General features: G+C 62.5%; 25 protein-coding genes. 11 read left to right on the top strand and 14 right to left on the bottom strand.

The genetic code is table 11. The features are described from left to right. Positions 1 to 25 precede the first annotated feature (25 nt). Together PMI24_RS23530 and PMI24_RS23525 are read right to left on the bottom strand one after the other, a co-directional pair. Positions 26 to 421 carry a YbaN family protein gene (locus tag PMI24_RS23530; protein WP_007958403.1) on the bottom strand — a complete coding sequence of 132 codons (396 nt, stop codon included), beginning with the start codon at positions 419 to 421 and terminating at the stop codon, positions 26 to 28. 10 nt (positions 422 to 431) lie between these two features. Beyond that, entirely contained in the window at positions 432 to 1019 is a 588-nt protein-coding gene (locus PMI24_RS23525; RefSeq protein ID WP_007958400.1) for a UPF0149 family protein, read from the bottom strand. A gap of 277 nt (positions 1020 to 1296) precedes the next feature. Here PMI24_RS23525 and recQ point away from each other — a divergent pair, with 277 nt between their 5' ends. The 3 genes from recQ to PMI24_RS23510 all read left to right on the top strand — a co-directional run bounded on the left by recQ (position 1297) and on the right by PMI24_RS23510 (position 5892). After that, complete coding sequence (recQ, locus tag PMI24_RS23520; RefSeq protein WP_007958398.1) at positions 1297 to 3426, top strand: DNA helicase RecQ; 2130 nt, start codon at positions 1297 to 1299, stop codon at positions 3424 to 3426. Positions 3427 to 3560: 134 nt separating this feature from the next. Beyond that, complete coding sequence (locus PMI24_RS23515; protein ID WP_007958397.1) at positions 3561 to 3995, top strand: MarR family transcriptional regulator; 435 nt, start codon at positions 3561 to 3563, stop codon at positions 3993 to 3995. A gap of 127 nt (positions 3996 to 4122) precedes the next feature. Continuing rightward, entirely contained in the window at positions 4123 to 5892 is a 1770-nt protein-coding gene (locus PMI24_RS23510) for a FimV/HubP family polar landmark protein (protein WP_007958396.1), read from the top strand. A gap of 6 nt (positions 5893 to 5898) precedes the next feature. Here PMI24_RS23510 and PMI24_RS23505 read toward each other — a convergent pair whose 3' ends face one another. Then, the gene (locus tag PMI24_RS23505; protein ID WP_007958393.1) at positions 5899 to 8088 is read right to left on the bottom strand and encodes a patatin-like phospholipase family protein; all 2190 of its coding nucleotides are present in this window, start codon (positions 8086 to 8088) and stop codon (positions 5899 to 5901) included. 71 nt (positions 8089 to 8159) lie between these two features. On the opposite strand from PMI24_RS23505, the gene PMI24_RS23500 reads away from it, so the two are divergent. After that, positions 8160 to 8447 (top strand): SelT/SelW/SelH family protein, encoded by a 288-nt coding sequence (locus PMI24_RS23500; RefSeq protein WP_007958391.1) that lies wholly within the window; start codon positions 8160 to 8162, stop codon positions 8445 to 8447. Here PMI24_RS23500 and PMI24_RS23495 read toward each other — a convergent pair. After that, complete coding sequence (locus PMI24_RS23495; protein WP_007958389.1) at positions 8441 to 9334, bottom strand: DMT family transporter; 894 nt, start codon at positions 9332 to 9334, stop codon at positions 8441 to 8443. The genes PMI24_RS23500 and PMI24_RS23495 overlap by 7 nt on opposite strands. A gap of 72 nt (positions 9335 to 9406) precedes the next feature. Further along, positions 9407 to 10171 carry an AraC family transcriptional regulator gene (locus tag PMI24_RS23490; protein ID WP_007958387.1) on the bottom strand — a complete coding sequence of 255 codons (765 nt, stop codon included), beginning with the start codon at positions 10169 to 10171 and terminating at the stop codon, positions 9407 to 9409. 132 nt (positions 10172 to 10303) lie between these two features. On the opposite strand from PMI24_RS23490, the gene PMI24_RS23485 reads away from it, so the two are divergent. After that, positions 10304 to 11119 (top strand): UDP-2,3-diacylglucosamine diphosphatase, encoded by an 816-nt coding sequence (locus PMI24_RS23485; RefSeq protein ID WP_007958385.1) that lies wholly within the window; start codon positions 10304 to 10306, stop codon positions 11117 to 11119. A gap of 14 nt (positions 11120 to 11133) precedes the next feature. Here PMI24_RS23485 and PMI24_RS23480 read toward each other — a convergent pair whose 3' ends face one another. Together PMI24_RS23480 and PMI24_RS23475 are read right to left on the bottom strand one after the other, a co-directional pair. Next, positions 11134 to 11724: an HD domain-containing protein gene (locus PMI24_RS23480; RefSeq protein WP_007958383.1), complete on the bottom strand. Its 591-nt coding sequence runs from the start codon at positions 11722 to 11724 to the stop codon at positions 11134 to 11136. A gap of 24 nt (positions 11725 to 11748) precedes the next feature. Continuing rightward, positions 11749 to 12060 carry a DUF962 domain-containing protein gene (locus tag PMI24_RS23475; RefSeq protein ID WP_007958381.1) on the bottom strand — a complete coding sequence of 104 codons (312 nt, stop codon included), beginning with the start codon at positions 12058 to 12060 and terminating at the stop codon, positions 11749 to 11751. A gap of 167 nt (positions 12061 to 12227) precedes the next feature. Between PMI24_RS23475 and PMI24_RS23470 the strand changes: the two genes are divergently transcribed. Continuing rightward, complete coding sequence (locus PMI24_RS23470) at positions 12228 to 13289, top strand: AraC family transcriptional regulator (RefSeq protein WP_202949245.1); 1062 nt, start codon at positions 12228 to 12230, stop codon at positions 13287 to 13289. Here PMI24_RS23470 and PMI24_RS23465 read toward each other — a convergent pair. After that, a complete protein-coding gene (locus PMI24_RS23465) occupies positions 13246 to 14700 on the bottom strand; it encodes a TrkH family potassium uptake protein (RefSeq protein ID WP_007958377.1) in 1455 nt (484 codons plus the stop codon). The genes PMI24_RS23470 and PMI24_RS23465 overlap by 44 nt on opposite strands. A 121-nt stretch (positions 14701 to 14821) precedes the next feature. Between PMI24_RS23465 and PMI24_RS23460 the strand changes: the two genes are divergently transcribed. Beyond that, positions 14822 to 15388, top strand: a complete 567-nt coding sequence (locus tag PMI24_RS23460; RefSeq protein WP_007958375.1) for a nitroreductase family protein — start codon at positions 14822 to 14824, stop codon at positions 15386 to 15388. Positions 15389 to 15393: 5 nt separating this feature from the next. On the opposite strand, the gene PMI24_RS23455 is transcribed toward PMI24_RS23460, so the two are convergent. The 6 genes from PMI24_RS23455 to PMI24_RS23430 form a co-directional block, all read right to left on the bottom strand. Further along, positions 15394 to 16734 carry a sensor histidine kinase gene (locus PMI24_RS23455; RefSeq protein WP_007958373.1) on the bottom strand — a complete coding sequence of 447 codons (1341 nt, stop codon included), beginning with the start codon at positions 16732 to 16734 and terminating at the stop codon, positions 15394 to 15396. A 166-nt stretch (positions 16735 to 16900) separates the two neighbouring features. Beyond that, positions 16901 to 17350 carry a Spy/CpxP family protein refolding chaperone gene (locus PMI24_RS23450; protein ID WP_007958371.1) on the bottom strand — a complete coding sequence of 150 codons (450 nt, stop codon included), beginning with the start codon at positions 17348 to 17350 and terminating at the stop codon, positions 16901 to 16903. 136 nt (positions 17351 to 17486) lie between these two features. Continuing rightward, positions 17487 to 18164: a response regulator transcription factor gene (locus PMI24_RS23445; protein ID WP_007958370.1), complete on the bottom strand. Its 678-nt coding sequence runs from the start codon at positions 18162 to 18164 to the stop codon at positions 17487 to 17489. 7 nt (positions 18165 to 18171) lie between these two features. Next, positions 18172 to 18582 (bottom strand): hypothetical protein, encoded by a 411-nt coding sequence (locus PMI24_RS23440; RefSeq protein WP_007958369.1) that lies wholly within the window; start codon positions 18580 to 18582, stop codon positions 18172 to 18174. A gap of 120 nt (positions 18583 to 18702) precedes the next feature. Continuing rightward, positions 18703 to 19002, bottom strand: a complete 300-nt coding sequence (locus tag PMI24_RS23435) for a YciI family protein (RefSeq protein WP_007958368.1) — start codon at positions 19000 to 19002, stop codon at positions 18703 to 18705. A 1-nt stretch (position 19003) separates the two neighbouring features. Further along, positions 19004 to 19600, bottom strand: a complete 597-nt coding sequence (locus tag PMI24_RS23430; protein ID WP_007958367.1) for a septation protein A — start codon at positions 19598 to 19600, stop codon at positions 19004 to 19006. 87 nt (positions 19601 to 19687) lie between these two features. Between PMI24_RS23430 and PMI24_RS23425 the strand changes: the two genes are divergently transcribed. The 4 genes from PMI24_RS23425 to scpB all read left to right on the top strand — a co-directional run bounded on the left by PMI24_RS23425 (position 19688) and on the right by scpB (position 23050). Beyond that, the gene (locus PMI24_RS23425) at positions 19688 to 20551 is read left to right on the top strand and encodes a PHP domain-containing protein (RefSeq protein WP_007958366.1); all 864 of its coding nucleotides are present in this window, start codon (positions 19688 to 19690) and stop codon (positions 20549 to 20551) included. Positions 20552 to 20564: 13 nt separating this feature from the next. Continuing rightward, positions 20565 to 21194 carry an L-threonylcarbamoyladenylate synthase gene (locus tag PMI24_RS23420; protein ID WP_045121866.1) on the top strand — a complete coding sequence of 210 codons (630 nt, stop codon included), beginning with the start codon at positions 20565 to 20567 and terminating at the stop codon, positions 21192 to 21194. A gap of 120 nt (positions 21195 to 21314) precedes the next feature. Then, on the top strand, positions 21315 to 22013 hold the full coding sequence (locus tag PMI24_RS23415) for a segregation and condensation protein A (RefSeq protein WP_170844946.1): 699 nt from the start codon (positions 21315 to 21317) through the stop codon (positions 22011 to 22013). An 11-nt stretch (positions 22014 to 22024) separates the two neighbouring features. Further along, the gene (gene scpB, locus PMI24_RS23410) at positions 22025 to 23050 is read left to right on the top strand and encodes an SMC-Scp complex subunit ScpB (RefSeq protein ID WP_007958361.1); all 1026 of its coding nucleotides are present in this window, start codon (positions 22025 to 22027) and stop codon (positions 23048 to 23050) included.

Genomic DNA, 23050 nt, shown 5'->3' with positions numbered 1-23050 from the left:
GTGAGCGAGGTTTCAAGACGAATGGTCAGGATTTACGCAACGTCTTCTGCCGCAAGATATAAATCGTCACCAGCACCGCACTGGTCAGCATGAACCCGCGCGCCCAAGGCAGCGGCACCAGGTAGCACGAGAACAGAATGCTCGCCCACATCAGCCCGATCGCATAGACCTTGCCCTTGAGCGGAATGCCGTTGCCGTCGAGGTAGTCGCGGATCCATGGCCCGAGCCGGGGATGCTCGACCAGCCATTGATAGAAACGCGGAGAGCTGCGGGCAAAGCACGCGGCTGCCAGCAGCAGGAAGGGGGTAGTGGGGAGAACAGGCAGGAAAATCCCGATCACCCCCAATGCCACGCTGAGCCAGCCGATGGCCAGCAGGATGTAGCGCAACATCAGGGGGCGGTTGCCTATGGGGTAGTCCATAGGCCGGATCTTAGTGGTGACGTGGCTTGAGGATCGCCGGTTTTTCGTCGGGCGCCTGGCACAGCAGGTACAGCGCGGTCAGGGCTTCCGGGATCTGCACGATCATGTCGTCCATCAGGTTGGCGTCCTTGGCGATGTCTTCGAACTCAGGCTGTTCGTCGAACAGGCCCGAACCAACCATGATCGGCAGGAGCATCTCGCTGACTTCTTCTTCGGCGGTTTCGAACCAGGCCGCTTCGCGCAGGAACACGCCTTCCATGAAGCCGATGCACCAGCCGCGCAGTTCGGAATCGTCCGGGTCGTCGCCCAGGTCCAGTTCGCATGGCAGCTCGAATTCTTCATCGGAGGCCAGTTGGCGGGCGATGTGGGCTTTCAGGCCGATCAGCGTGGCTTCGATCTCTTCGCGCTGGGCTTCGCTGCTGTAATGCGGCTCTTCGGCGAACAGGGCGTCGATCCACTCACGATCCGGCACCACGTCGGCGCAGATCGACAGCGCCGTCAGGTAGCCGTGAGCGGCCACGTAGTCCAGCGCCTCTTCATGCAGCTCGTCGGCGTCGAGGAAGACTTGCAGGCGGGTTAGTTGCTCGGCGAAGGACATTAAAGGGCTACCTTGGGGGAATAAACAATGCGGGAATTCTAGGCCTTCTTGAGCCCTCAAGCCAGCCGCACGGCAGATTTGCCCGCACAAGCTTCTTATCGGCGGTGCCCTTTGCCGGGGAGGGCTCGGGTATACTGCCGCGCTTTGCGATCCCTGCCGGTGTCGCGGCTGATTGTCCAGGGCGCGATGCAATGCGCGCTTACGTTTTGTTTAAAGCAGCCTCGGCTGTCTTGAACCAGCCTGTGCAGGGATGTTTCGGTGGATTTTTGGAGTTTTTATGCTCGAACAGGCTCAACGCGTCCTCAAGGACATCTTCGGCTACGACAGTTTCCGTGGCCGTCAGGGTGCAATCATTGAGCGCGTGGCCAGTGGCGGTGATGCCCTTGTCCTGATGCCGACCGGCGGTGGTAAATCCCTGTGTTTCCAGGTGCCGGCGCTGCTGCGCGACGGTCTGGCAGTGGTGGTATCGCCGCTGATTGCGCTGATGGACGATCAGGTCGCCACCCTCGAAGAGCTGGGCGTGGCTGCTGCCGCGTTGAACTCCACCCTGAGCGCCGAACAGCAGCGCGACCTCGCCAACCGGATCAAGCGCGGTGAAGTGAAAATGCTGTATCTGGCGCCGGAGCGTCTGGTGCAGCCGCGCATGCTTTCGTTCCTGCAAGGCTTGAACATCGCGCTGTTCGCCATCGACGAAGCGCACTGCGTATCGCAATGGGGTCACGACTTCCGTCCGGAATACCTGCAACTGGGGCAGTTGGCGGAAATGTTCCCCGACGTGCCGCGCATCGCCCTGACCGCCACCGCCGACAAGCGCACCCGCGAAGAAATCGTCACTCGCCTGCATTTGCAGAACGCCGAGCGCTTCCTCTCAAGCTTCGACCGGCCGAACATCTTCTACCGCATCGTGCCCAAGGAGCAGCCGCGCAAGCAGTTGCTGGCGTTCCTCGCCGAGCGGCGCAGCGATGCCGGCATCGTCTACTGCCTGTCGCGCAAGAAGGTGGAGGAGGTGGCCGCGTTTCTCACCGAGCAGGGCTTCCCGGCGCTGCCGTATCACGCCGGTCTGCCCAATGATCTGCGCGCCTATCACCAGAAACGCTTCCTCAACGAGGAAGGCCTGATCATGGTCGCCACCGTGGCGTTCGGCATGGGCATCGACAAACCCAACGTGCGTTTCGTCGCTCACCTCGACCTGCCGAAATCCCTTGAGGCGTATTACCAGGAAACCGGGCGCGGCGGCCGTGACGGTCTGCCGGCGGACGCGTGGATGGCCTACGGTCTGCAAGACGTGGTGATGCTCAAGCAGATGCTGCAGAACTCCGAAGGCGACGAACGCCACAAGCGTCTGGAGCAGCACAAGCTCGACGCCATGCTCTCGCTCTGCGAAGAAACCCGCTGCCGCCGTCAGGCGCTGCTGGCGTACTTTGACGAAGACATGCCCGAGCCGTGCGGCCACTGCGACAACTGCACTGACGGCGTGCAGACCTGGGACGCCACCGAGCCTGCGCGTCAGGCGCTGTCGGCAATCTATCGCACCGGCCAGCGTTACGGCGTCGGCCATCTGGTGGACGTATTGCTGGGCAAGGACAACGAAAAGGTTCGCAGCTTCGGTCATCAGCACCTGTCGGTGTACGGCGTCGGCAAGGCGCTGAGCGAGAGCGAATGGCGCTCGCTGTTCCGTCAGTTGGTTGCCCGTGGTCTGGCCGATGTCGATCACGAAGGTTATGGCGGGCTGCGCCTGAGCGACACCTGCCGGCCGCTGCTCAAGGGCGAAGTGAGCCTGGAGCTGCGCCGCGACCTCAAACCGCAAGTCAGCGCCAAGAGCGGCAGCAAGAGCCCGGCCAGTCAACTGGTGCGCGGCGAAGAGCGCGAACAATGGGAAGCATTGCGTGCCCTGCGGCGCAAACTGGCGGAAGAACACGGCGTGCCGCCGTATGTCATCTTCCCCGACTCGACCCTGCTGGAAATGCTCCGCAGCCAGCCGACCTCGCTGGCGGACATGGCCCGGGTCAGCGGCGTCGGCGCGCGCAAGCTGGAGCGTTACGGCGAGGCCTTCCTCGAAGTGCTCGGCGGCGAGGCCGAGGCGCCGAAAGTGGTGGCCGACGTGCGTCACGAACTGATCACCCTGGCCCGCGCCGGTATGACGCCGTTGCAGATCTCCGGCCAATTGCAGTGCTCGGAAAAGAACGTCTACACCATGCTCGCCGAAGCCATCGGCAAGCAGCAGCTTTCGCTCGAGCAAGCGCTGGATTTGCCGGAAGACCTGATGGGGGAAGTCCAGGATGCGTTCCTCGACGGCGAAGGCGAGTTGCCGTCGGTCGCCGAAGTGGCCGAGCTGTTTGCCGGTCGCGTACCGGAGGGCGTGCTTTACTGCGTGCGGGCTGCACTGCAATCCGAGTTTGAAATGTAAGAGGGCGTTTGTGCCAACCGTTATACGGTTGTAACGATTCAGTACAGGACGCCTCTTGCCTATAGGCAAATGTCATGCTTAGCTGACTAATAATTAGTTTTTCTCTATTTGTTCAGTCTAATCATGAGTGTTTTATGCCGTTAACCGATCAACACCGTTTTGGCATGCAATTGGCCCAGATGTCCCGTGGCTGGCGTGCCGAACTGGATCGCCGGCTGGCCGGTCTGGGGTTGTCCCAGGCACGCTGGCTGGTGCTGCTGCATCTGGCGCGTTTCGAAGAGGCGCCGACCCAGCGGGAGCTGGCCCAAAGCGTCGGCGTCGAAGGGCCGACCCTGGCCCGTCTGCTCGACAGCCTGGAAAGCCAAGGACTGGTGCAACGCCAGTCCGTGATGGAAGACCGCCGGGCGAAAAAAATCGTGCTGTGCTCACCGGCCCTGCCGCTGATCGAACAGATCGAAACCATCGCTACACAACTGCGCAAGGAATTGTTCGAAGGCGTCGATGAGGCGGATCTGAAGGTGTGCATGCGGGTTCACGGGCACATTCTGGCCAATCTGGAAAAGTCTTGAGGCACAACCGCGTGCCGTTTTTTTGAGAGATCGCGCTGGGCAGACTATAAGAACTACTGGGCAATATCGTGTTCGTACCGGATGTGCGAACGCATAGAAGTCGGTTTTGCTTATTTAAGGGATGCTCATGCTCGGAAGTCGGCACGTGGTACTGCGTTGCGCCAACTCGCTGTTGGTGGCCGGTGTTCTCACCTGGTCCACCGCGTCATTGGCGCTGGGGCTCGGTGACATCACCGTGCATTCAGCCCTCAATCAACCGCTCAAGGCTGACATCGCTCTGGTGGATGTCGGGGGCGTCGGCGAAAGCGAACTGGCGGTTCGTCTGGCCTCGGCGGACGAGTTTGGCCGCGCCGGCATCGAGCGCGTGTTCTTTCTCAATGACCTCAAGTTCACCCCGATCCTGCGCGGCAATCGCAACATGATCCGGGTGACGTCCAGCAAACCGGTCAACGAACCCTTTCTGAATTTCCTCGTGCAGCTCGATCAGCCCAATGGCCACCTGCTGCGCGAATACACCGTGCTGATCGATCCGCCGGGTACTCCGGGGATTGTCCCGGCTACCGATGAGCCAACTGCGCGTGCGCAATCGTCGGAATTCCCGACCCCCGAGGCGCCGTCCGCAACCACGCCGGCCAAACCTGCTGCGCCGGTGCAGCCGCCGGCTCCGGTCGCCGACGCCCAGCAACTGGCGGCGAGCCTTGTGCAGAATCAGCAACTGCAAAAAACCATCGATGAATTGAACGTGAAGCTTCAGGCCCAGGAAGTGCTGATCGCTGACGGCAAGAAACAGCTCGGTGATTTGCAGGCCCGACTGATTGAAGTGCAACAGGCGCCGCCGGCATCTGTTGCACCCGTGGCACCTGCGCCAGCGCCGGTCATTGCCCCGGTCGAGTCTCAGGAGGATTCACTCAACTGGCCGCTGCTCGGCGGACTGCTGCTGGTACTGGGGTTGCTGGTGGCGGGACTGTACGTGCGCCGGCAACGCCAGCAGGCGCAAGGGTCTGAGTCGCCGACACCGTTCCTGCCGGTACGAAACGACCCCCCGGTCGACGACGCCGAACCGATGCAGCCGAGTGCCGTTCACAGTGCTGTCGAACATCGCGAGGAACACGCCAACGGCGATGTGCTGGAAGCGGTTGGCATTTATCTGGCCTACGGACGCTTGGGCGAGGCCGCCGGTCTGTTGCGTGATGCGTTGCAGCGGGAGCCGGAGCGCATCGACCTCGGCGTGCAGTTGCTTGAAGTGCTGGGACGGCAGGGCGACACGCCGGCCTATGACGAGCAGGAAAGCCTTCTGCGCCAGCTCGGGGTCGAGGATCAGCGCTTGCAGGAGATTCGCGCCCGCTACCCGAAACTGGTCAGCGCCGCGCCTTTGGTGGCGGCGGCCCCGGTGATTGCCGCGCTGCCGATCGAACCCCCTGTGGAGCCGGAACCCGAAGACAATTTCGAACTGAATCTGGATCAACTCTCGATGGCCTCCAGTTGGGATCTTGAAGAAACTCGCCCGGCCACCACAGCACCTGAACAGCCGCCATCAACGCTCGGCTCAGATCTGCAGGTATTGCCACAGGATTTCGAGTTGCCGGAAACCCTGCCCCACGACGCCGAAACCGCCGAGCTGGAATGGATCGTCGAACCGGAAGCACAACCGCTGGATGAGGACTTTCTCAACGAGTTTGGCGATCCGGGTTCGTCGCTCTCACTGGAGCCACTGGAACTGCAAACCCTTGACCCAGAACCCACGGACGCCGCCAACGCCGGCAAGCTCGAACAGGCCCAGACCTGCATCGACGACGGCGATATCGACAGCGCCATTGCCTTGCTCAACGAACTGCTCAAGGAAGCCGACGAACCCCTCAGGCAAACGGCGCGCACGCTGTTGGCGGGGATTCGTTGAGCGCTGTCAGAAGGTCTGCCCGAGGTTCAGGTATACCGCCTGTTCATCCGCATCGTTCAGGCCATAGCTGAAATTCAGCGGGCCCAGCGGCGTATCGAAGCCGATGAACACGCTGGCCGCGTTGATGTAGCCACTGTCGAACTCATTGTCGTTGTTCCAGGCCCGGCCGCGTTCCAGCGAGGCGCCGGCGTACAGCGGGAAGTCCAGCGGCAGGTAAGAGCGCGGCGTGAGGCGGCGGTAATACACGGCGCGCATCAGGCTGACGTTCTGCCCGGAGATCGCGTCCTCGCGGAAACCGGACAATTGCCGGGCGCCGCCGAGCAGGAAACTGGAGGTCACCACATTGGCATCGTCCAGCGTGCGGCCGTAACGGCCACCCAGAATCAGCGTGTCCGGGCCACTGCTCATGGCCTTGTCCAGTTTGAATTCCCACTGCCGGTAGCGCGTGTCGGAACCCAGGCTCGGTTCGAACTGCACCAGCGTCAGGCCAATGTCTTCGCCTTCGTGGGGGTAGTAGACGTTGTCCAGCGAGTCGAAGGAATACTTCAGCGCATAGAACCCTTCGTTGAAGTTTTCGCTCGGCAGATCCTGATCGCCGATCCGCACATCGGCCTTGCCCCAGGCTTCGCCGACGCCGAAACGGACTTCGCCGCTGTTGCCGATCTGCCGGCCAAAATTGAGGCCGAAACCGTAGCGCTCGACGCGATACTGGGCGATCGGATCGTTGTCCAGAACCGAGTCGACGTTCTGCGCGGCAAATGACGCATAAGGCGCCACAAAGTAGCGAGAGCCGACGTCGAGCGGCTGATAGAACTCGCTGTAAAGCTCCTGTTTATCGCCGATCTGCGCGCGGGTCAGCCATTCCGCACCGAGGCGGTTGATGCCGTTCATGCGGTAACTGGCGCCGAGGTTGAAAGCGCTGTCGCCGCGCATGTCGTCCGACAGGTTCAGGCCGACCCGCAGGTAATCCGTGCCAGTACGTTTGCCGCGCGCGCTGATCACCAGCGTGTGATCCGCGCCCTTGTGTACCACGCGGTATTGCACCTGCTCGAAGTAGTCGAGGCCGTACAGGGTACCCATGTCGGTTTGCAGACGTCCCAGGTCCAGCGGTTCGCCGATGTGCTGGCGGATGTAATAGCGGATCACGTCATCGCCGACTTTCGAGTCGTTCTCGACCTTGATCGCGGTGATGATCGGCGTGCGCTGGCCCGGCGCGCGGGCGGCGTTGAGTTCGGCGTCCTGCGACTGCACGGGTTTGAGGCGAGCGAGGCGCACGTTCAGGGCCTGGGTCGCGCGGTAGCCGGCGTCGATCATCTCCTGGCCACGACCGAAGTCGGTAGCGCCAAAACTGGCCAGCGGCGGCTGGATCAGCACGTCATCGGAATGCAGGGTCGCCAGTTGCTCTTCGGAGTTGCGCCGGGTCATCAGGGTGATCGACTGGTTCAGTACGTCGACCACGGTCACCAGTTGCTTGCGGTTGCGCAGCGGGGTGCCGATGTCGACCACGATGGCCACGTCGACGCCCATTTCACGGGCTACGTCGAGGGGAATGTTGTCGGTCATGCCGCCATCCACCAGCAGTCTGCCGTCGAGTTCGACCGGGGCGAACACCGCCGGGATCGACATGCTGGCGCGGATCACCTGGGGCAGGTGGCCCTTGCGGAACACCACTTTTTCGCCGTTGGCGATGTCGGTGGTCACGGCGCGGAACGGGATCGGCAGCTTGTCGAAATCCCGGGTGTCGCTGGTATGGGCCAGCAGGCTTTCCAGCAGCAGCGCGAGGTTCTGGCCCTGAATCACGCCCAATGGCAGGCCGAGGCTGCCGTCATCGCGAAAGCTCAGCTTCTGTTTCACCAGAAAGTCGCGGTCGTCCTGCTTGCGCCGGAACGGTACGTCTTCACGGGGCGGGGCGTCGGACAGCGCTTGCTGCCAGTCGATGGTCAGGGCGAGTTTTTCCAGCTCGTCGATCTTGTAGCCCGAGGCGTACAGCCCGCCGACCACCGCGCCCATGCTGGTGCCGGCAATCGCATCGATCTTGATGCCTTGTTCTTCCAGGGCCTTGAGCACACCGATGTGCGCCAGGCCACGGGCCGCGCCGCCGGACAGCACCAGGCCGACTTTCGGGCGCGTTGCCTCACTGGCATGAACGAACAGCGGTAGGAAACCAAGCAACAGGCAGATCAGAAGACGACGCATCGTGAGTCTCGGGGCGAGCGATAAAGCCGGCTATTATAGCGGCGCCCTCTGGCTCAGGAGTTTTAGCGATCATGACCGTCACAAAACCGGAAATCGTCATCACTTATTGCACGCAATGCCAGTGGCTGTTGCGCGCCGCGTGGCTGGCGCAAGAGCTGCTCAGCACCTTCGGCGACGATCTGGGCAAAGTGTCACTGGTGCCGGGCACCGGCGGGGTGTTCCACATCAGCTGCAACGACGTGCAGATCTGGGAACGCAAGGCCGACGGCGGTTTCCCCGAAGCCAAGGTGCTCAAGCAGCGGGTGCGCGACCAGATCGATCCGGACCGCGACCTCGGCCACAACGACCGCAGTCAGTGAGAGGCGGCCTCGGCCGCGACGGTTTTCTTGTCGCTGCTGCCTGACATCCGGCTCGACACCACGATGGCGACGATGATCAGCGCGCCGCCGATCAACATGCGCAAGGTCGGATCTTCATCGAACAGCAGCCAGGCCACGGTAATCCCGTACACCGGCTCCATGGCGAACACCACCGCGGCGGTACGCGCCTTGATTACCGCGAGGCTGGCGACGAACAGGCTGTGGGCGACGCCGGTGCAGAACACCCCGAGCAGACCGATCCACAACCAGTCGATGGCGCGCACTTCGCTCAATTGCGGCGCCGCCACCGGCAGCAGACACAATGCCACCACCACGTTCTGACACAGCGCCGCCTGCACCGCCGGGATGCGCCCGGAGCTGGCGCGGTTGGTCAGTGACAACAGCGAAAACAGCAGGCCGGACAGGATCGCCCAGAGCAGGCCCGTGGTCGCGCCGCTGGCCAGATCGAACGCCGGGGTCACCAGCACCAGTCCGACACTGACCAGCACCACCAGCACGATTTCGTTGATGCGGATGCGTTCGCGGAAGATCAGCCCTTCGAGGATCACCGTGAAGGCCGGGAAACTGGCGAAGCCCAGGGTCGCAATGGCGACACCCGCGACCTTGACCGCAATAAAGAAGCTCACCCAGTGCCCGGCCAGCAGCACGCCGCTCAGGGCAAGTCGCCGCCAGTCGACGGCCTGCAATTTCTGCCAGCCGCCCTGTTGGGCAAAACGGGCGAAAAACGCCAGAGCCAGCACGGCGAACGCAGCGCGTCCGAACACGATGACGGCGGGCGTAGCGGCCGCAAGTTTGCCGAAAACGCCGGTCAGGCCGAACATCAGTGCGCCGATATGCAGGGCGCCGAGGGCGGTACGGGGAGTCATTGCAGTCCTTTTTCCAAACACCATTACAGGCACACATTGAAGCGTGTCACGACGCAAAAGTCTGTCGGCAGGCTATCGACTTTTGTCGTCAGCCTCGCGTCGCAATTGTGTAGGAGAGGTGCCGAACTCACGCAGGACGGCGGCCGAGAACGCGCTTTGCGAGTTGTAGCCGACACGGCTGGCCACTTCACCGACGGGCAGCGTGGTGTTGCGCAACAGCGCCACGGCTTTGTGCAGACGGCGACTGCGAATGTAGTCCATCGGCGTCTGCCCGCATTCGGCGACAAACCGCGCATGCAGCCGGGCGCTGGATAACCCGGCGACGCGCGCCAGATCCGCCACTTGCAGCGGATAGGCCGCGTACTGCTCGATGTGTGCATCGAGTGCCGCGTAGGGCAGGCGGCGCGCCACGATCTCGGCGGGTGGCACGTGGTTCAGGCTCGCCAGCAACAACACCGCGCCTTGTTGCGCAATCAGCGGGTCGTCCACCGGACTGTTCGCCAGCCAGTTGACCAATTGACCTTGCCCGGCATCCAGCGACAACCGCGCGGCGTTGTCCAGCAGACGGCGGCTGGCATCGGCGTGATCGCCCAACGAGCGCGTCAGCCATTGTTCGTCGGGCACATCCAGCACCAGACAGCGGCTGCCCTTGGGACTGCCGCACGCGTGATGCGCGCCGGCGGGAATCACCACGAAACTCTGCTGCAATACCTGGCTGCCACGCCCTTCGACTTCGAAATCCAGCGCGCCGGACAGGCCGAACACCAGTTGCGCGTGGTCGTGGCTGTGGGCGATCAGGTCGTGGCTGTAATGGCGCAGGGTCAGGATCGGTTGCATGGCGGTCTCCGGGCGAGCCGCCAGTCTACACCGGCGCAGGGGCGGCGCGTTTGTCACACGACTGACGCATACCTGTCATGGTCGATTAACCGGGCGCGCGCAGAGTGGCGAAAACATCGCAGAGGGTTGCCCATGACCAGCGCCGAGCTCGCCAGACCCAGCCGTAAACAACGGGTTCGCACCCTGTGGATCTCCGACGTGCACCTGGGCACGCGGGATTGCCAGGCCGAGCATCTGTCGCAATTTCTCAAGGGCTACCACGCCGACAAGATTTACCTGGTCGGCGACATCATCGACGGCTGGAAACTGCGCGGCGGCATGTACTGGCCGCAGGCGCACACCAACGTGATCCGCCGTTTGTTGACCATGAGCAAGCGCGGCACCGAGGTGATCTACGTCACCGGTAACCATGACGAATTCCTGCGCCGCTATTCAAAACTGATTCTGGGCAATATCCAGCTGGTCGACGAAGCGGTGCACGTCACCGCCGATGGCCGGCATCTGCTGGTGATTCACGGCGACCAGTTCGACGTAATCACCCGCTATCACCGCTGGCTCGCGTTCCTCGGCGATTCGGCCTACGAGTTCACCCTGACCCTCAACCGCTGGCTCAATCACTGGCGGGCGAAATACGGTTACGGCTACTGGTCGTTGTCGGCCTATCTCAAGCATAAGGTGAAGACGGCGGTCAGCTTCATTAGCGACTTCGAAGAAGCCATCGCCCACGAATGCGTGAAGCGCGAGCTGCACGGGGTGGTCTGTGGGCACATCCACCACGCCGAGATCCGTAAGGTCGGCGAGGTGGATTACCTCAACTGTGGCGATTGGGTGGAGTCGTGTACGGCGCTGATCGAGCACTGGGACGGCACGATCGAGCTGTATCGCCTGGCGGATGCGCAGGCGCGGGAAGCCGAACTGAAAGCGGCGAAGGTTGCCGAACTGGCCTGAGTTCTCAAAACAACTCAGGCCGGGCTGTGCTCTTCCATCGCCGCCTTGTATATCGAGTTTTTCGGCTGGGCAAACAGCCTTTCCATCATCGGCTCGAAGAAGCTCAGCGGCAGGGTGTCGTACTCGGGGTCGAATGCTGCCGCGTCATATTTGGCGCAGAACTCCGCGGTTTCCAGAAACTGCGGGTGGTCGCTGAATTGCTCGCGCAAGTGCCGATCCATGCCCAGGTGATGGAAGAAGTAGTAGCCCTGGAAGATCCCGTGCTTTTCCACCATCCACAGATTTTCGGCGCTGACGAACGGCTTGAGAATGGCGGCGGCGATGTCCGGGTGATTGTAGGAACCGAGGGTGTCGCCGATGTCGTGGAGCAGGGCGCAGACCACGTATTCCTCGTCGCGTCCGTCGCGAAAGGCGCGGGTGGCGGTTTGCAGCGAGTGGGTCAGGCGATCCACCGGGAAACCGCCGAAATCGCCTTCGAGCAGTTTCAGGTGGGCCATGATCCGGCCCGGCAACTGACGGGCGTAGGCGCTGAAATCCGCCGCAATGATCGCCCAGTCGTCCTGTGTGCCGTCCTTCATGTGGGTGAAACGGGCAGTGGCATTCATCGGCAGTCCTCTTGGTCGGAATTTCTAGAACGGCACGCGGCCCAGGATCATGTCGCGGTACATGACGAAGTCGCCGAGCAGGCTGTAGAACGGATGCTGGAAGGTGGCCGGGCGGTTTTTCTCGAAAAAGAAATGGCCGGCCCAGGCAAAGCTGTAGCCCGCCAGTGGCAACGCAAGTAAAAGCAGCCAGGCGCCCTTGGCGATGGTCAGGGCGAGAATGAAGATCACCAGCGTCGTGCCGATGAAATGCAGGCGACGGCAGGTGCTGTTGCTGTGTTCGCTGAGGTAATACGGATAGAACTCGGCGAAGCTGTTGAAATGCTTGATGGTTTCCACGACTGCGATCTCTGTGGTTATTGTTCTGATTGCAAGTTGTTCGGCGGGTAGCTTATTTGAGTCTAGAGTGATCAATGGCGTCGGCCAGTGACAATCGGCGCCACTTTACTATCCTTGGGAAATCGGCCGTAGTATGCGGCTCACCATGTCATCCAAGAAAAAACGCCATGAGCGAACGAACGACTTCTGCAAGCTGGGCGATGGGGATTGTCAAAGCACTGGAAATGGACGGCCTGGATTGCCGGGTTTTGTTCAGACAACTGGGGCTCGACTACGCGGCGCTGGAGGATCCGGACGCACGCTTCCCGCAGGATTCCATGACCCGACTCTGGCAACGGGCGGTCGAGCTGTCCGGCAATCCGGCGATCGGCCTGAACATGGGCAAGGTGGTGCGGCCGGCTTCGTTCCATGTCGCGGGTTATGCGCTGATGTCCAGCAATACGCTGGCGGAAGGTTTTCAGCGACTGGTGCGGTATCAGCGGATCATCGCCGAAAGTGCCGACCTGAGTTTTCGGCTGCTCGACGAGGGTTATGCGCTGATTCTGACGGTGCATGGCGATCACCTGCCGCCGACCCGGCAAAGTGCCGAAGCCTCGCTGGCCTGCGCACTCGCACTGTGTGGCTGGCTGACCGGGCGCACGCTGCACCCGCGCAAAGTGCTGGTGCAGGGCGACGAACCGGATGATCTCGAACCCTACAAACAAGCCTTCCATGCACCGCTGGTGTTCAACGCGCCGTACGATGCGCTGATCTTCGAACGGGCCGACATGGAAGCGCCACTGCCCACCGCCAACGAGGCGATGGCGCTGTTGCACGACCGGTTTGCCGGGGAATATCTGGCGCGGTTTTCCGAAAGCCGCGTGACCCACAAGGCGCGTCAGGTGTTGTGCCGCCTGCTGCCGCAGGGCGAGCCCAAGCGCGACACGGTGGCGCAGACGCTGCATCTGTCGCAGCGCACCTTGCAACGACGCTTGCAGGAGGAGGGCACCAGTTTTCAGCAGTTGCTCGACGACACCCGCCGCGAACTCGCCGAGCAATACCTGGCGCAGCCGAGCATGACCTTGCTGGAGATTGCCTATCTGTTGGGGTTTGCCGACCCGAGCAATTTCTTCCGCGCCTTTCGCCGCTGGTTCGACACCACGCCCGGCGATTACCGGGCGCGGTTGCTGGAAGCGCCGAACGCGATCAGTGACGCCAGAACGCCGGAATACACAGTACAAACACCGTAATGATCTCCAGTCGGCCGAGCAGCATGCCGAACGACAGAATCCACTTGGCCGCATCCGGAAGGCTGGCGAAGTTGCCGGCCGGGCCGATGGTCTCGCCCAGGCCTGGGCCAACGCCGGACACGGTGCTGGCGGCGCCGGTTAACGCCGTCATCCAGTCCACGCCCAGCAGCGACAGCAGCAGGGCGATCACGCAAATGGTGATCGCGAAGAAGAACGAGAACGTCAGAATCGACCGGACGATCTCTTCGTCGAGGCGATGACCGTTGTACTTCTGCTTGATCACCGCGCGAGGGTGAATCAGCTGGTTAAGGTTGGCCTTGAGCAGGATGTAGGCGACCTGGAAACGGAAGATCTTGATTCCGCCCGCCGTCGAACCGGAACAGCCACCGACGAAGCCCAGATAGAAGAACAGCATCAGCGAGAAGTTGCCCCACAGGCTGTAGTCGCCCAGCGCAAATCCGGTGGTGGTGACTACCGACGTCACGTTCAGCGCCACGTGGCGAAGGGCGTCCAGCCAATGCAGGTTGGTGGTCCACCAGTACCAGGTGCCGAGCACCAGCCAGGTCGCCAGCAACATCCCGAGCAAACCCTGCACTTGTTGATCCTTGATCAGCGCCCGGCGGTTGCCGCGCAGCGTCGCCACGTACAGGGTGAACGGCAGGCTGCCAAGAATCATCACCACCACCGCCACCCAGTGCACCGCCGGTTGCGTCCATTTGGCCAGGGACTGGTCGGAGGTCGAGAACCCGCCGGTGGAAATCGCCGACATCGCGTGGTTGATCGCATCGAACGGGCTCATCCCGGCCCACCAGAACGCCAGGCTGCCGAGAATCGTGATGCCGACGTAGGCCGCCACGATCAGCCGCGCCACCATGTGCGAGCGGGGCATGACCTTTTCCGAGCGGTCCGAGGATTCGGTCTGGAACAGCCGCATGCCACCGATGCGCAGCAGCGGCAGGATCGCCACCGCCATGCCGATGAAGCCGATACCACCGATCCAGTGCAGCAGCGAGCGCCACATCAGAATGCCGGGGGACATGTCGTCCAGATGGTTAAGCACAGTCGAGCCGGTGGCCGTGATGCCGGACATGCTTTCGAAGAACGAGTCGGTGTAACTGATGTGCTGTGTCAGCAGAAACGGCAGCGCGGCAAAGATGCACACCACCAGCCAGCTGCTGACGGTCAGCAGGTACATGTCCCGGGGGCGCAGGTGAATGTGTTCCGGACGCCCCGGAATCACCAGCGCGAGGCCGGCGACGAAGGTGATCATGCTCGCCCAGAGGAACGACGGCAGATCTCCGGTGCGCTCGAAAATCACCAGGGTGGCCATGGGCACGACCATGGCGATGGCCAGGGTGATCAGGAAGATGCCGATGATGAAACCAATGATCCGTAAGGTCGGCAACGCCATGAAGTCCGCTCGGGCTGATGTGGGAAGGGCGCCATTCTACCTGCGGTGCAAGGCATGTAAACCGACGCGTCTGGATCACTTGCAGCTAGAATAGCCGGACATTTTTTTCAGGAGGTGGCCGATGCAGGCTCTCGACGCTTTGCTCAACCGTGTTTCCGTTCCACGACTGATCGATCCGGCCCCCACCGCCGAACAGCGCGAAGTGCTGTTCGCCGCCGCGACCCGCGCACCGGATCACGGCCATTTGCAGCCGTATCGCTTCCTGACCGTCGAAGGCGCGGCGCGTGAGCAGATGGGCGAGTTGCTGGCGCAAGCGGCACAAATGCAGGAAGGCGAAGTCACCGAAGCGATGATCGACAAGGCGCGCAACGGCCCGCTGCGGGCGCCGCTGGTGGTCGTGGTCATCGCCAAGTTGCAGGATCACGTCAAATACCCGAAGGCTGAGCAATTGCTGGCGGCGGGCTGTGCGGCGCACGGGATTCTGCTGGCGGCTTATGCGCAGGGGATTGGCGCGGTGTGGCGTACGGGTGATCTGGCGTACTCGAAACATGTCGCCAAGGGTTTGGGCCTGACGGATGACGAAGAGGTGATTGCGTTCCTGTACCTCGGCACGCCGCAGAAAGAACCGCGGGTGGCCGAGAAAGTTGATCTGGCGGAGTTTGTCAGCGCCTGGCCGGGTAAAGCCTGACTCCATCAGGGCTGAACAACAGCCCCCGGCTCCAGCGGTAACTCAAGACTGGCCACAAACCCGCCCTGCGGGTGATTGGCCAGCAGCAGCGTCCCGCCATGCCGCTCCGCCGCCCGCCGGGCTATCGCCAGCCCCAGGCCATGGCCCGCAGCGGTCTGCCCCGGCGCTCGATAAAACGGTTCGCCCAACTGGCTCAGATGCTCGGCCTGCACCCCCGGCCCATGGTCACGCACGCTGACCACGATCCGCTCGCCCTGACGTGACGCCTGCATTTCAATCGACTGCCCGACCGGGTTGAAGCGCTGGGCATTGCGCAGCAGGTTGTCCACGGCGCGCTCGATCATGGTCGGCCAACCCGTCAGATTGAGCGCCGGCTCGGCCTCCAGACGCACGGTCTGCTCCGGCGAACCAAGTTGCGCGTCCTTTTGCAGGGTGGCGAGCAAGGCATTCAGATCCACGTCTTCGGCGCTGGCGTTGTCGGCATCGACCCGCGCCAGCACCAGAATTTCACTGATCAACGCTTCCAGCCGGTCGCACTCGCGGGTCAGGCGTGGCCAGAGTTTTTCCCGTTCTTCGGGGCTCGCCCGTTCGGCCAGTGCCAGCGCGATGCGCAGCCGTGCCAGCGGTGAGCGCAATTCGTGGGAGACGTCGCGCAGCAACTGACGCTGACTGCCGATCAGACTTTGCAGGCGTGCGCCCATGCGGTTGAAGTCGTTGGCCAGCACGCCGAATTCATCGCGGCGGTTGGCCAGTTGCGCCAGGCTGTTCTGCTGATAGGTGGTCTGGCCGAGGTCATGCACTGCACCGCGCAGGCGACTGAGCGGGCGGGTGATGGAAAACGTCACCAGCAGGCTGAACAGGGTCAGCACCACCAGCGCGATGCCCAGCGCACTCAGCGGCCAGAGCAGGCTTTCGCGGTGCCAGGCGTCGAGTTCCGGGTGTGGGATGCGGTAGATGAAGAGGTAGGTGTCGCCGCTTTTGTCGCTGGTGAATTCGTCGGTCAGACGGCGCCAGGGCAGGCGCCGGTCATCATTGTTCTGCCGCGCTTCGAAGGCGGCCGCGCGCCGGGGGAAGGTGCCGCGCACCACCGGGTCGCCGCTTTCATTCAGCACTTGCACGTCGATGTGGTACTGGCGTTTGCGCTGTTCGAGGATGTCCTGGGCGGCGTCTTCGCCCTGGGCTTCGTAGGTCTGCGTCCACTCCGCGGCCAGGGTGTTGAGGCCCGGATGGCGGCTGAGGATCCATGCGTCCTGGTTGAGCATGTGCCCCAGCAGAATGGAAAGCCCTGCAACCAGAGCGATGGCCAGCCAGAAGCTGGCGAGGATACGCCAGAACAATGAACGCACAGAAAATCCTCAAACAAGCGCAAAACCTGTGGGAGCGAGCCTGCTCGCGATAGCGGTGTACCAGACAGGACTGAGCTGTCTGACACTACGCTATCGCGAGCAGGCTCGCTCCCACATTGGGCCGGGTGAAAAAAGACCCGACGGCGTGAACCGTCGGGTCAGAACATTATTGCGCCTTTTGCGGCTGTTGCGCTTTCCAGGCTTTGAACTCGGCCCATTCGGCGCGACGCTCGGCCTGTTTCTTCTGGATCTCGTCGAATTTCTTCTGTTGATCCGGTTTCAACACGGCGCGGACATCGGATTCGGCTTTCTTGTGGTTGGCCGCCATCTCGTCCTTCATGGCTTTCTGGTCGGCTGGCGAGAGTTTCTCCAGGTATTTTTCGACCGTCTGCTTACGCTCGTGCATCTGCTCGCCCATGATCTTGCGGATCTGCTCGCGCTGTTCGCGGGACAGGTCCAACTGGCTGTACGGGCCTTTGCCGTGCATGCCGTGCATCTGACCGCCATGGCGCGGGCCGTCCAGCGGGCCACCCATCGGGCCGCCATCCTGTGGCATGGCCATGGCGACGGTCGGCAGGGCAGCGGCGAACATCAGAGCGATAAGAGTCTTGCGCATGGTGAATCTCCTTTGTCTCGTTCCCGGTACGTTCCGGATGAGTACAGATTACGGAGATCAAGGTCAGCGGCGGTCAGCGCTGTGTAAAGCTTGGGTAAACACGTTTTCGCGCCGACCTGACAAAACTTACAGGCGGTTAGAGGCTGTAGTAGTAGCCACGGCTGCGCAGGGCAACGATGCGCGGGCGACCGTCGGGGTGCGGGCCGATCTTTTTGCGCAGGTTGCTGACGTGCATGTCCAGGCTGCGGTCGTACAGCGTCAGCTTGCGGCCGAGGGCGATCTGCGCCAGTTCCTGTTTGTCCAGCGGCTCGCCCGGTTGCTTCAGCAGGGCTTCGAGCAGGCGGCTTTCGGAGACGGTGAGGGTGAATTCCTTTTCGTCGATGCTGACCACGCCGCGCACCGGGCTGAAGCTCAGGTCGCCCAGTTCGAGCTGGGTCGACACGGCGGCCGGATGACTGCGGCGCAGCACGGCGCGCAGGCGGGCGGTCAGTTCGCGCGGATCGCAGGGTTTGGCCAGGTAATCGTCGGCGCCCAGTTCCAGGCCGAGGATCCGGTCCAGCGGCTCGCCCCGGGCCGAGAGCATCAGCACCGGCAGGTCGGCGTGATCGCTGCGCAATTGCTTGAGCAGTTCCAGACCGCTGCCGTCGGGCAGCATCACGTCCAGCACCACGGCCGCCGGCGCGGTTTCGGCCAGCGCCTTGCGGGCACTCTGGCCATCGTGGCAGGCCCGGACCTGAAAGCCTTCCTGGCTCAGCCAGCTACTCAGGAGTTCACACAACTCCTGGTCATCATCAATCAGTAACAGCTCGCTCATGACTCACTCAATTTAGCCATTGCCGACGTTTTCGGCTTGCTCCACTGGCAAAGATACCGCAGAGCAGCGCCAATAGCGCTACCCCGGCCCCGGTGACGAACCATTGCTGCTGTTCGGTCAGCAGGCGCGGCAGCGGGCTGGCCTGGGCTTCCTTGAGTTGCAGCTTCAGACGCTGGTTCTCCTGGCGCAACCGGGCGAGCTGGGCGCTTTCGCGGGTGTTGTCGGCACTTTGCAGTTGTTTGCTCAGTTCTTCCCGTTGCTGCTCGCTGGCCTTCAGGCGCTGCTGCAACTCGGTGATCTGACTGCCGGCGCTCAACGAAAGCGGTGTGGAGCTGCCGCCTTCGGTGCTTTCTTCACCATGGGCGGGCGCCACGATCGACAACGTGACCAACATCAGACACAACGGACCCTTGCGCATCGCGACTCCTGTTTCCAAATGGATATTGGGCAGGTTGTCGGCCGGCAAACGAGAATAATGAGCGATTGAGAACGCGATGAACCGACAAGGTTCATCGCGTGGGGACATTGGCGGGGGCGGTTACGGCAGGACTTGCTTGAACGGCTTGACGATCACGTTGGCGTAGACGCCGGCGGCAATGTACGGGTCGGCATCGGCCCAGGCTTGCGCCGCGCTCAGGGAATCGAATTCGGCAACGATCAGGCTGCCGCTGAAACCTGCTGCGCCCGGATCATTGCTGTCGACCGCCGGGTGCGGGCCGGCCAGCACGATGCGGCCTTCGCCCTTGAGCACTTGCAGGCGGTCAAGGTGTGCCGGGCGCGCAGCGAGGCGGGCTTCCAGGGAGTTGGCGACGTCGGTGGCAATGATGGCGTAAAGCATGTCAGTCCTCGGTTTTTGGCGTTGTGGTATCGGCGTCGTGCAGGTGACGGGACAGGTAGATGCCTTGAGCGACCAGGAACAGCACGGTCAAGCCCAGGCTGCCGAACACCTTGAAGTCCACCCAGTAGTCCTGGAAGGTGAAGGCGACGAACAGGTTGGCGGCACCGCAGAACAGGAAGAAACCGATCCAGGCGATGTTCAGTCGGGTCCAGACCGGATCCGGCAGGGTCAGCGCGTGGCCCATGATGCGTTTGATCAGCAGGCGATCACCGATGAAGTGGCTGCCGATGAAGGCCAGGGCGAACAGCCAGTTGACCACCGGGGCTTTCCATTTCAGGAAGGTTTCGCTGTGAAAGGCCAGGGTCAGGCTGCCGAACACGAGGCAGGCGACCAGCGTCAGCCACTGGCTCTTCTCCAGCTTGCGCTGCTTGATGAAGATCGCGCCGTACACCACCAGGGAGCTGATGATCAGCACGGCGGTTGCACTGTAAATGCCGCCTACCGTCAGTTCATGGCCGGCAACGTCGACGGTGCGTGGATCGAGTTTGTAGACGATGAAGAACAGCAGAAGCGGGATGAAATCGATGAATTGTTTCACAGTGAGAGCCAGAAGCTGGATGTGGCGGCATAATAACAAACATATGGGCGCGCGATAGCGCCAGCTGATTTGAGGTTACACATCCCCGTGAATGTTGATTTGCACTGCCACAGCACGGCCTCCGATGGCGCCCTGGCGCCTGCGGCACTGGTTGCGCGTGCGTTCGAGAACGGCGTGCGAGTCCTGGCCCTGACCGATCACGACACCCTCGAAGGCCTCGCCGAAGCGCGCACGGCCGCCGAGGCGCTGGGCATACAACTGGTCAACGGCGTCGAGTTGTCCTGCACCTGGGGCGGGGCGACCATTCACGTGCTCGGCTACGGTTTCGACGTCAATGCCGCACCGTTGGTCGAGGCGATTGCGCAGTTGCACGACGGTCGCTGGCTGCGGTCTGAGGAGATAAGCCGCAAGCTCGCCCTCAAGGGCATGCCGAATGCGCTCGACGGCGCGCGGCAGATCCAGCAGGAACTGGGCGACAGCGGCAACGCGCCGGCCCGCCCGCATTTCGCCGACTGGATGGTGCGTGAAGGTTTTGTAAAGGATCGCGCCGAGGCGTTTCGCAAATGGCTCGGCGCCGGCAAGCTGGGGGACGTCAAGCAACACTGGCCGACCCTCGAAGACACCGTCGGCACGCTGCGCGCCGCCGGCGCCTGGGTCAGTCTGGCGCATCCGTGGCACTACGATTTCACCCGCAGCAAGCGCCGAAAGCTGATTGCCGACTATATTCAAGCGGGCGGGCACGCGATCGAAGTGGTCAACGGTCATCAGCCTGCGGAACAGGTGGGCAGCCTGGCAATCCTTGCCCGTGAGTTCGGTCTGCTGGTCAGCGCCGGCAGTGATTTCCATGGCCCTGGTGGCTGGTCAGAGATCGGCCAGTACCGGCCGGTGCCGGAGGACCTTCCACCCCTGTGGTGTCGGTTCAAACATGACACAGTTATTGCCGCCGTCTGAACAGGTAGAGAATGTGAGTCAATTTTTCCAGATTCATCCGGAAAACCCGCAAGCGCGCCTGATCAAACAGGCGGTCGAGATCATCCGCAAGGGCGGGGTGGTGGTCTATCCCACGGACTCTTCCTACGCAATCGGCTGCCAGATTGGCGACAAGAACGGCATCGAGCGCGTTCGACGCCTGCGTCAGCTCGACGAAAAGCACAACTTCGCGCTGATCTGCAGCGATCTGTCGCAACTGGGCAACTACGCCAAGATCGACACCGGGACCTTTCGAATCCTCAAAGCCCACTTGCCGGGACCGTACACCTTCATTCTCAACGCCACGCGTGAAGTACCGCGCCTGTTGCTCCATCCGAAGAAACGCACCATCGGACTGCGGGTGCCGAGCCACCCGATCGCGCTGGCGTTGCTGGCCGAACTGGGCGAGCCGCTGATGAGCGTGACCCTGATCATGCCGGGCGAAGAAGACCCGTTGAGCGATCCGTATGAAATGCGCCAGTTGCTGGAGCATCAGGTGGACCTGATCATCGATGGCGGCTTTGGCGGTATCAAGGCCTCCACCGTGATCGACCTCACGGGCGACGATCCGGAAGTGATCCGCGTCGGTTGCGGCGATCCTGCGCCATTCATGGTCGAGGCCTGAATGTCCGCAGTGGAAACCGTTGATCCCCAGGCCGGTGCCCAGCAGGAACTGCCGTTTGCCATGGTCTATGGCCAGGCGGTTACGGAAATGCCGCTGGACCTGTACATCCCGCCCGACGCGCTGGAAGTCTTCCTCGAAGCCTTCGAAGGCCCGCTCGACCTGCTGCTGTACCTGATCCGCAAACAGAACATCAACATCCTCGACATCCCGGTGGCGGAAATCACCCGTCAGTACATGGGCTATGTCGAGCTGATGCAGTCGGTGCGCCTGGAACTGGCCGCCGAATACCTGGTGATGGCCGCGATGCTGGCCGAGATCAAGTCGCGGATGCTGCTGCCCCGGGCCGAAACCGTCGAGGACGAAGAAGACGACCCGCGCGCCGAACTGATCCGCCGACTGCAGGAGTACGAACGGTTCAAGGCCGCCGCCGAAGGCATCGATGGCCTGAGCCGGGTCGGTCGCGACGTGATCGTGCCCAAGCTCGATGCCCCGGAAGCCCGCGCGCGCAAGCTGTTGCCCGATGTGGCGCTGGAAGAAATCCTGATGTCCATGGCCGAAGTGCTGCGCCGGGGCGACATGTTCGAAAGCCATCAGGTCAGCCGCGAGGCGCTGTCCACCCGCGAGCGCATGAGTGATGTGCTGGAGCGGCTCAAGGGCGGCGGGTTTGTGCCGTTCGTCGAGCTGTTCACCGCCGAGGAGGGCAAGCTCGGGGTGGTGGTGACCTTCATGGCGATCCTTGAACTGGTCAAGGAATCCCTGATCGAGCTGGTGCAGAATGAGCCGTTCGCCGCGATCCACGTGCGAGCCCGAGCCGAATAACGAGTCCCGATATGAACCTGACTGAACCCCGCGAGCTGGCGTCCCTGCTTGAAGCCTTTCTGTTGGCCTCGGGAAAGCCGCAATCCCTCGAGCGCCTCTATGAACTCTTCGAAGAAGGCGAACGCCCGGAACCGCCGGTCTTCAAGAAAGCCCTGACCCTGCTCGGCAAGTCCTGTGAGGGCCGGGCGTTTGAGCTCAAGGAAGTTGCGTCGGGCTATCGCCTGCAAATCCGCGAGAAGTTCGCGCCGTGGGTCGGTCGTTTGTGGGAAGAGCGCCCGCAGCGCTATTCCCGGGCGCTGCTGGAAACCATGGCACTGATCGCCTATCGCCAGCCGATCACCCGGGGCGAGATCGAGGACGTGCGGGGCGTGGCGGTCAACACCAACATCGTCAAGACGCTGATGGAGCGCGAGTGGATCCGCATCGTCGGTTACCGCGACGTGCCGGGCAAACCGGCGATGTTTGCCACCACCAAGGCGTTTCTCGATCACTTCAACCTGAAGAACCTCGACGACCTGCCGCCGCTGGCCGAATTGCGCGAGATCGAGGCAGATCCGGTGCTCGACTTCGACGATGCTCCCGTGCCGCCGGGCTTGCAGGAGCTGGCCGACGCCAGCGCCGAGCCGGAAGAACCGAAGGAAGAAACCAGTTTCCACACCCTGCTGCTGGAACTGGACAGCATGGAGGAGGGGATCAAGACCGACTTCGACGACTTGCTGCGTGATGGGCTGGGCGGCGAGTCGATGCCGACCGGGGTTGAGTCCGATCCGGTCGAGCCGTCGGTCGAGGGTGAGCCAGAATCTGAATTTGAGCCTGAATTCGAGCCTGAATTTGAGTCCGAGTCAGAGTTCGAGCCCGAGCAGGAAGACGATGTACTCGGCGTGGCCGAAGCCCGGGAAAAACTGCTGGCCGCCGTCGCCCGTCTCGAACAGCCCGCGCCAGAACCCGCCGCCGAGGAAGAACTGAGCGAAGAAGAAGCCGAAGCCCGCGCCCTGGCCGAAGCCATCGAAGCCGAACGCCGCGAGTTCGAGGATTGA

The sequence above is a fragment of the Pseudomonas sp. GM25 genome, assembly GCF_000282255.1.
GTDB lineage: Bacteria > Pseudomonadota > Gammaproteobacteria > Pseudomonadales > Pseudomonadaceae > Aquipseudomonas > Aquipseudomonas aphyarum.
The sequence above is the reverse complement of the archived record's forward strand: the minus strand, read 5'-3'. Positions and strand labels throughout refer to the sequence as shown.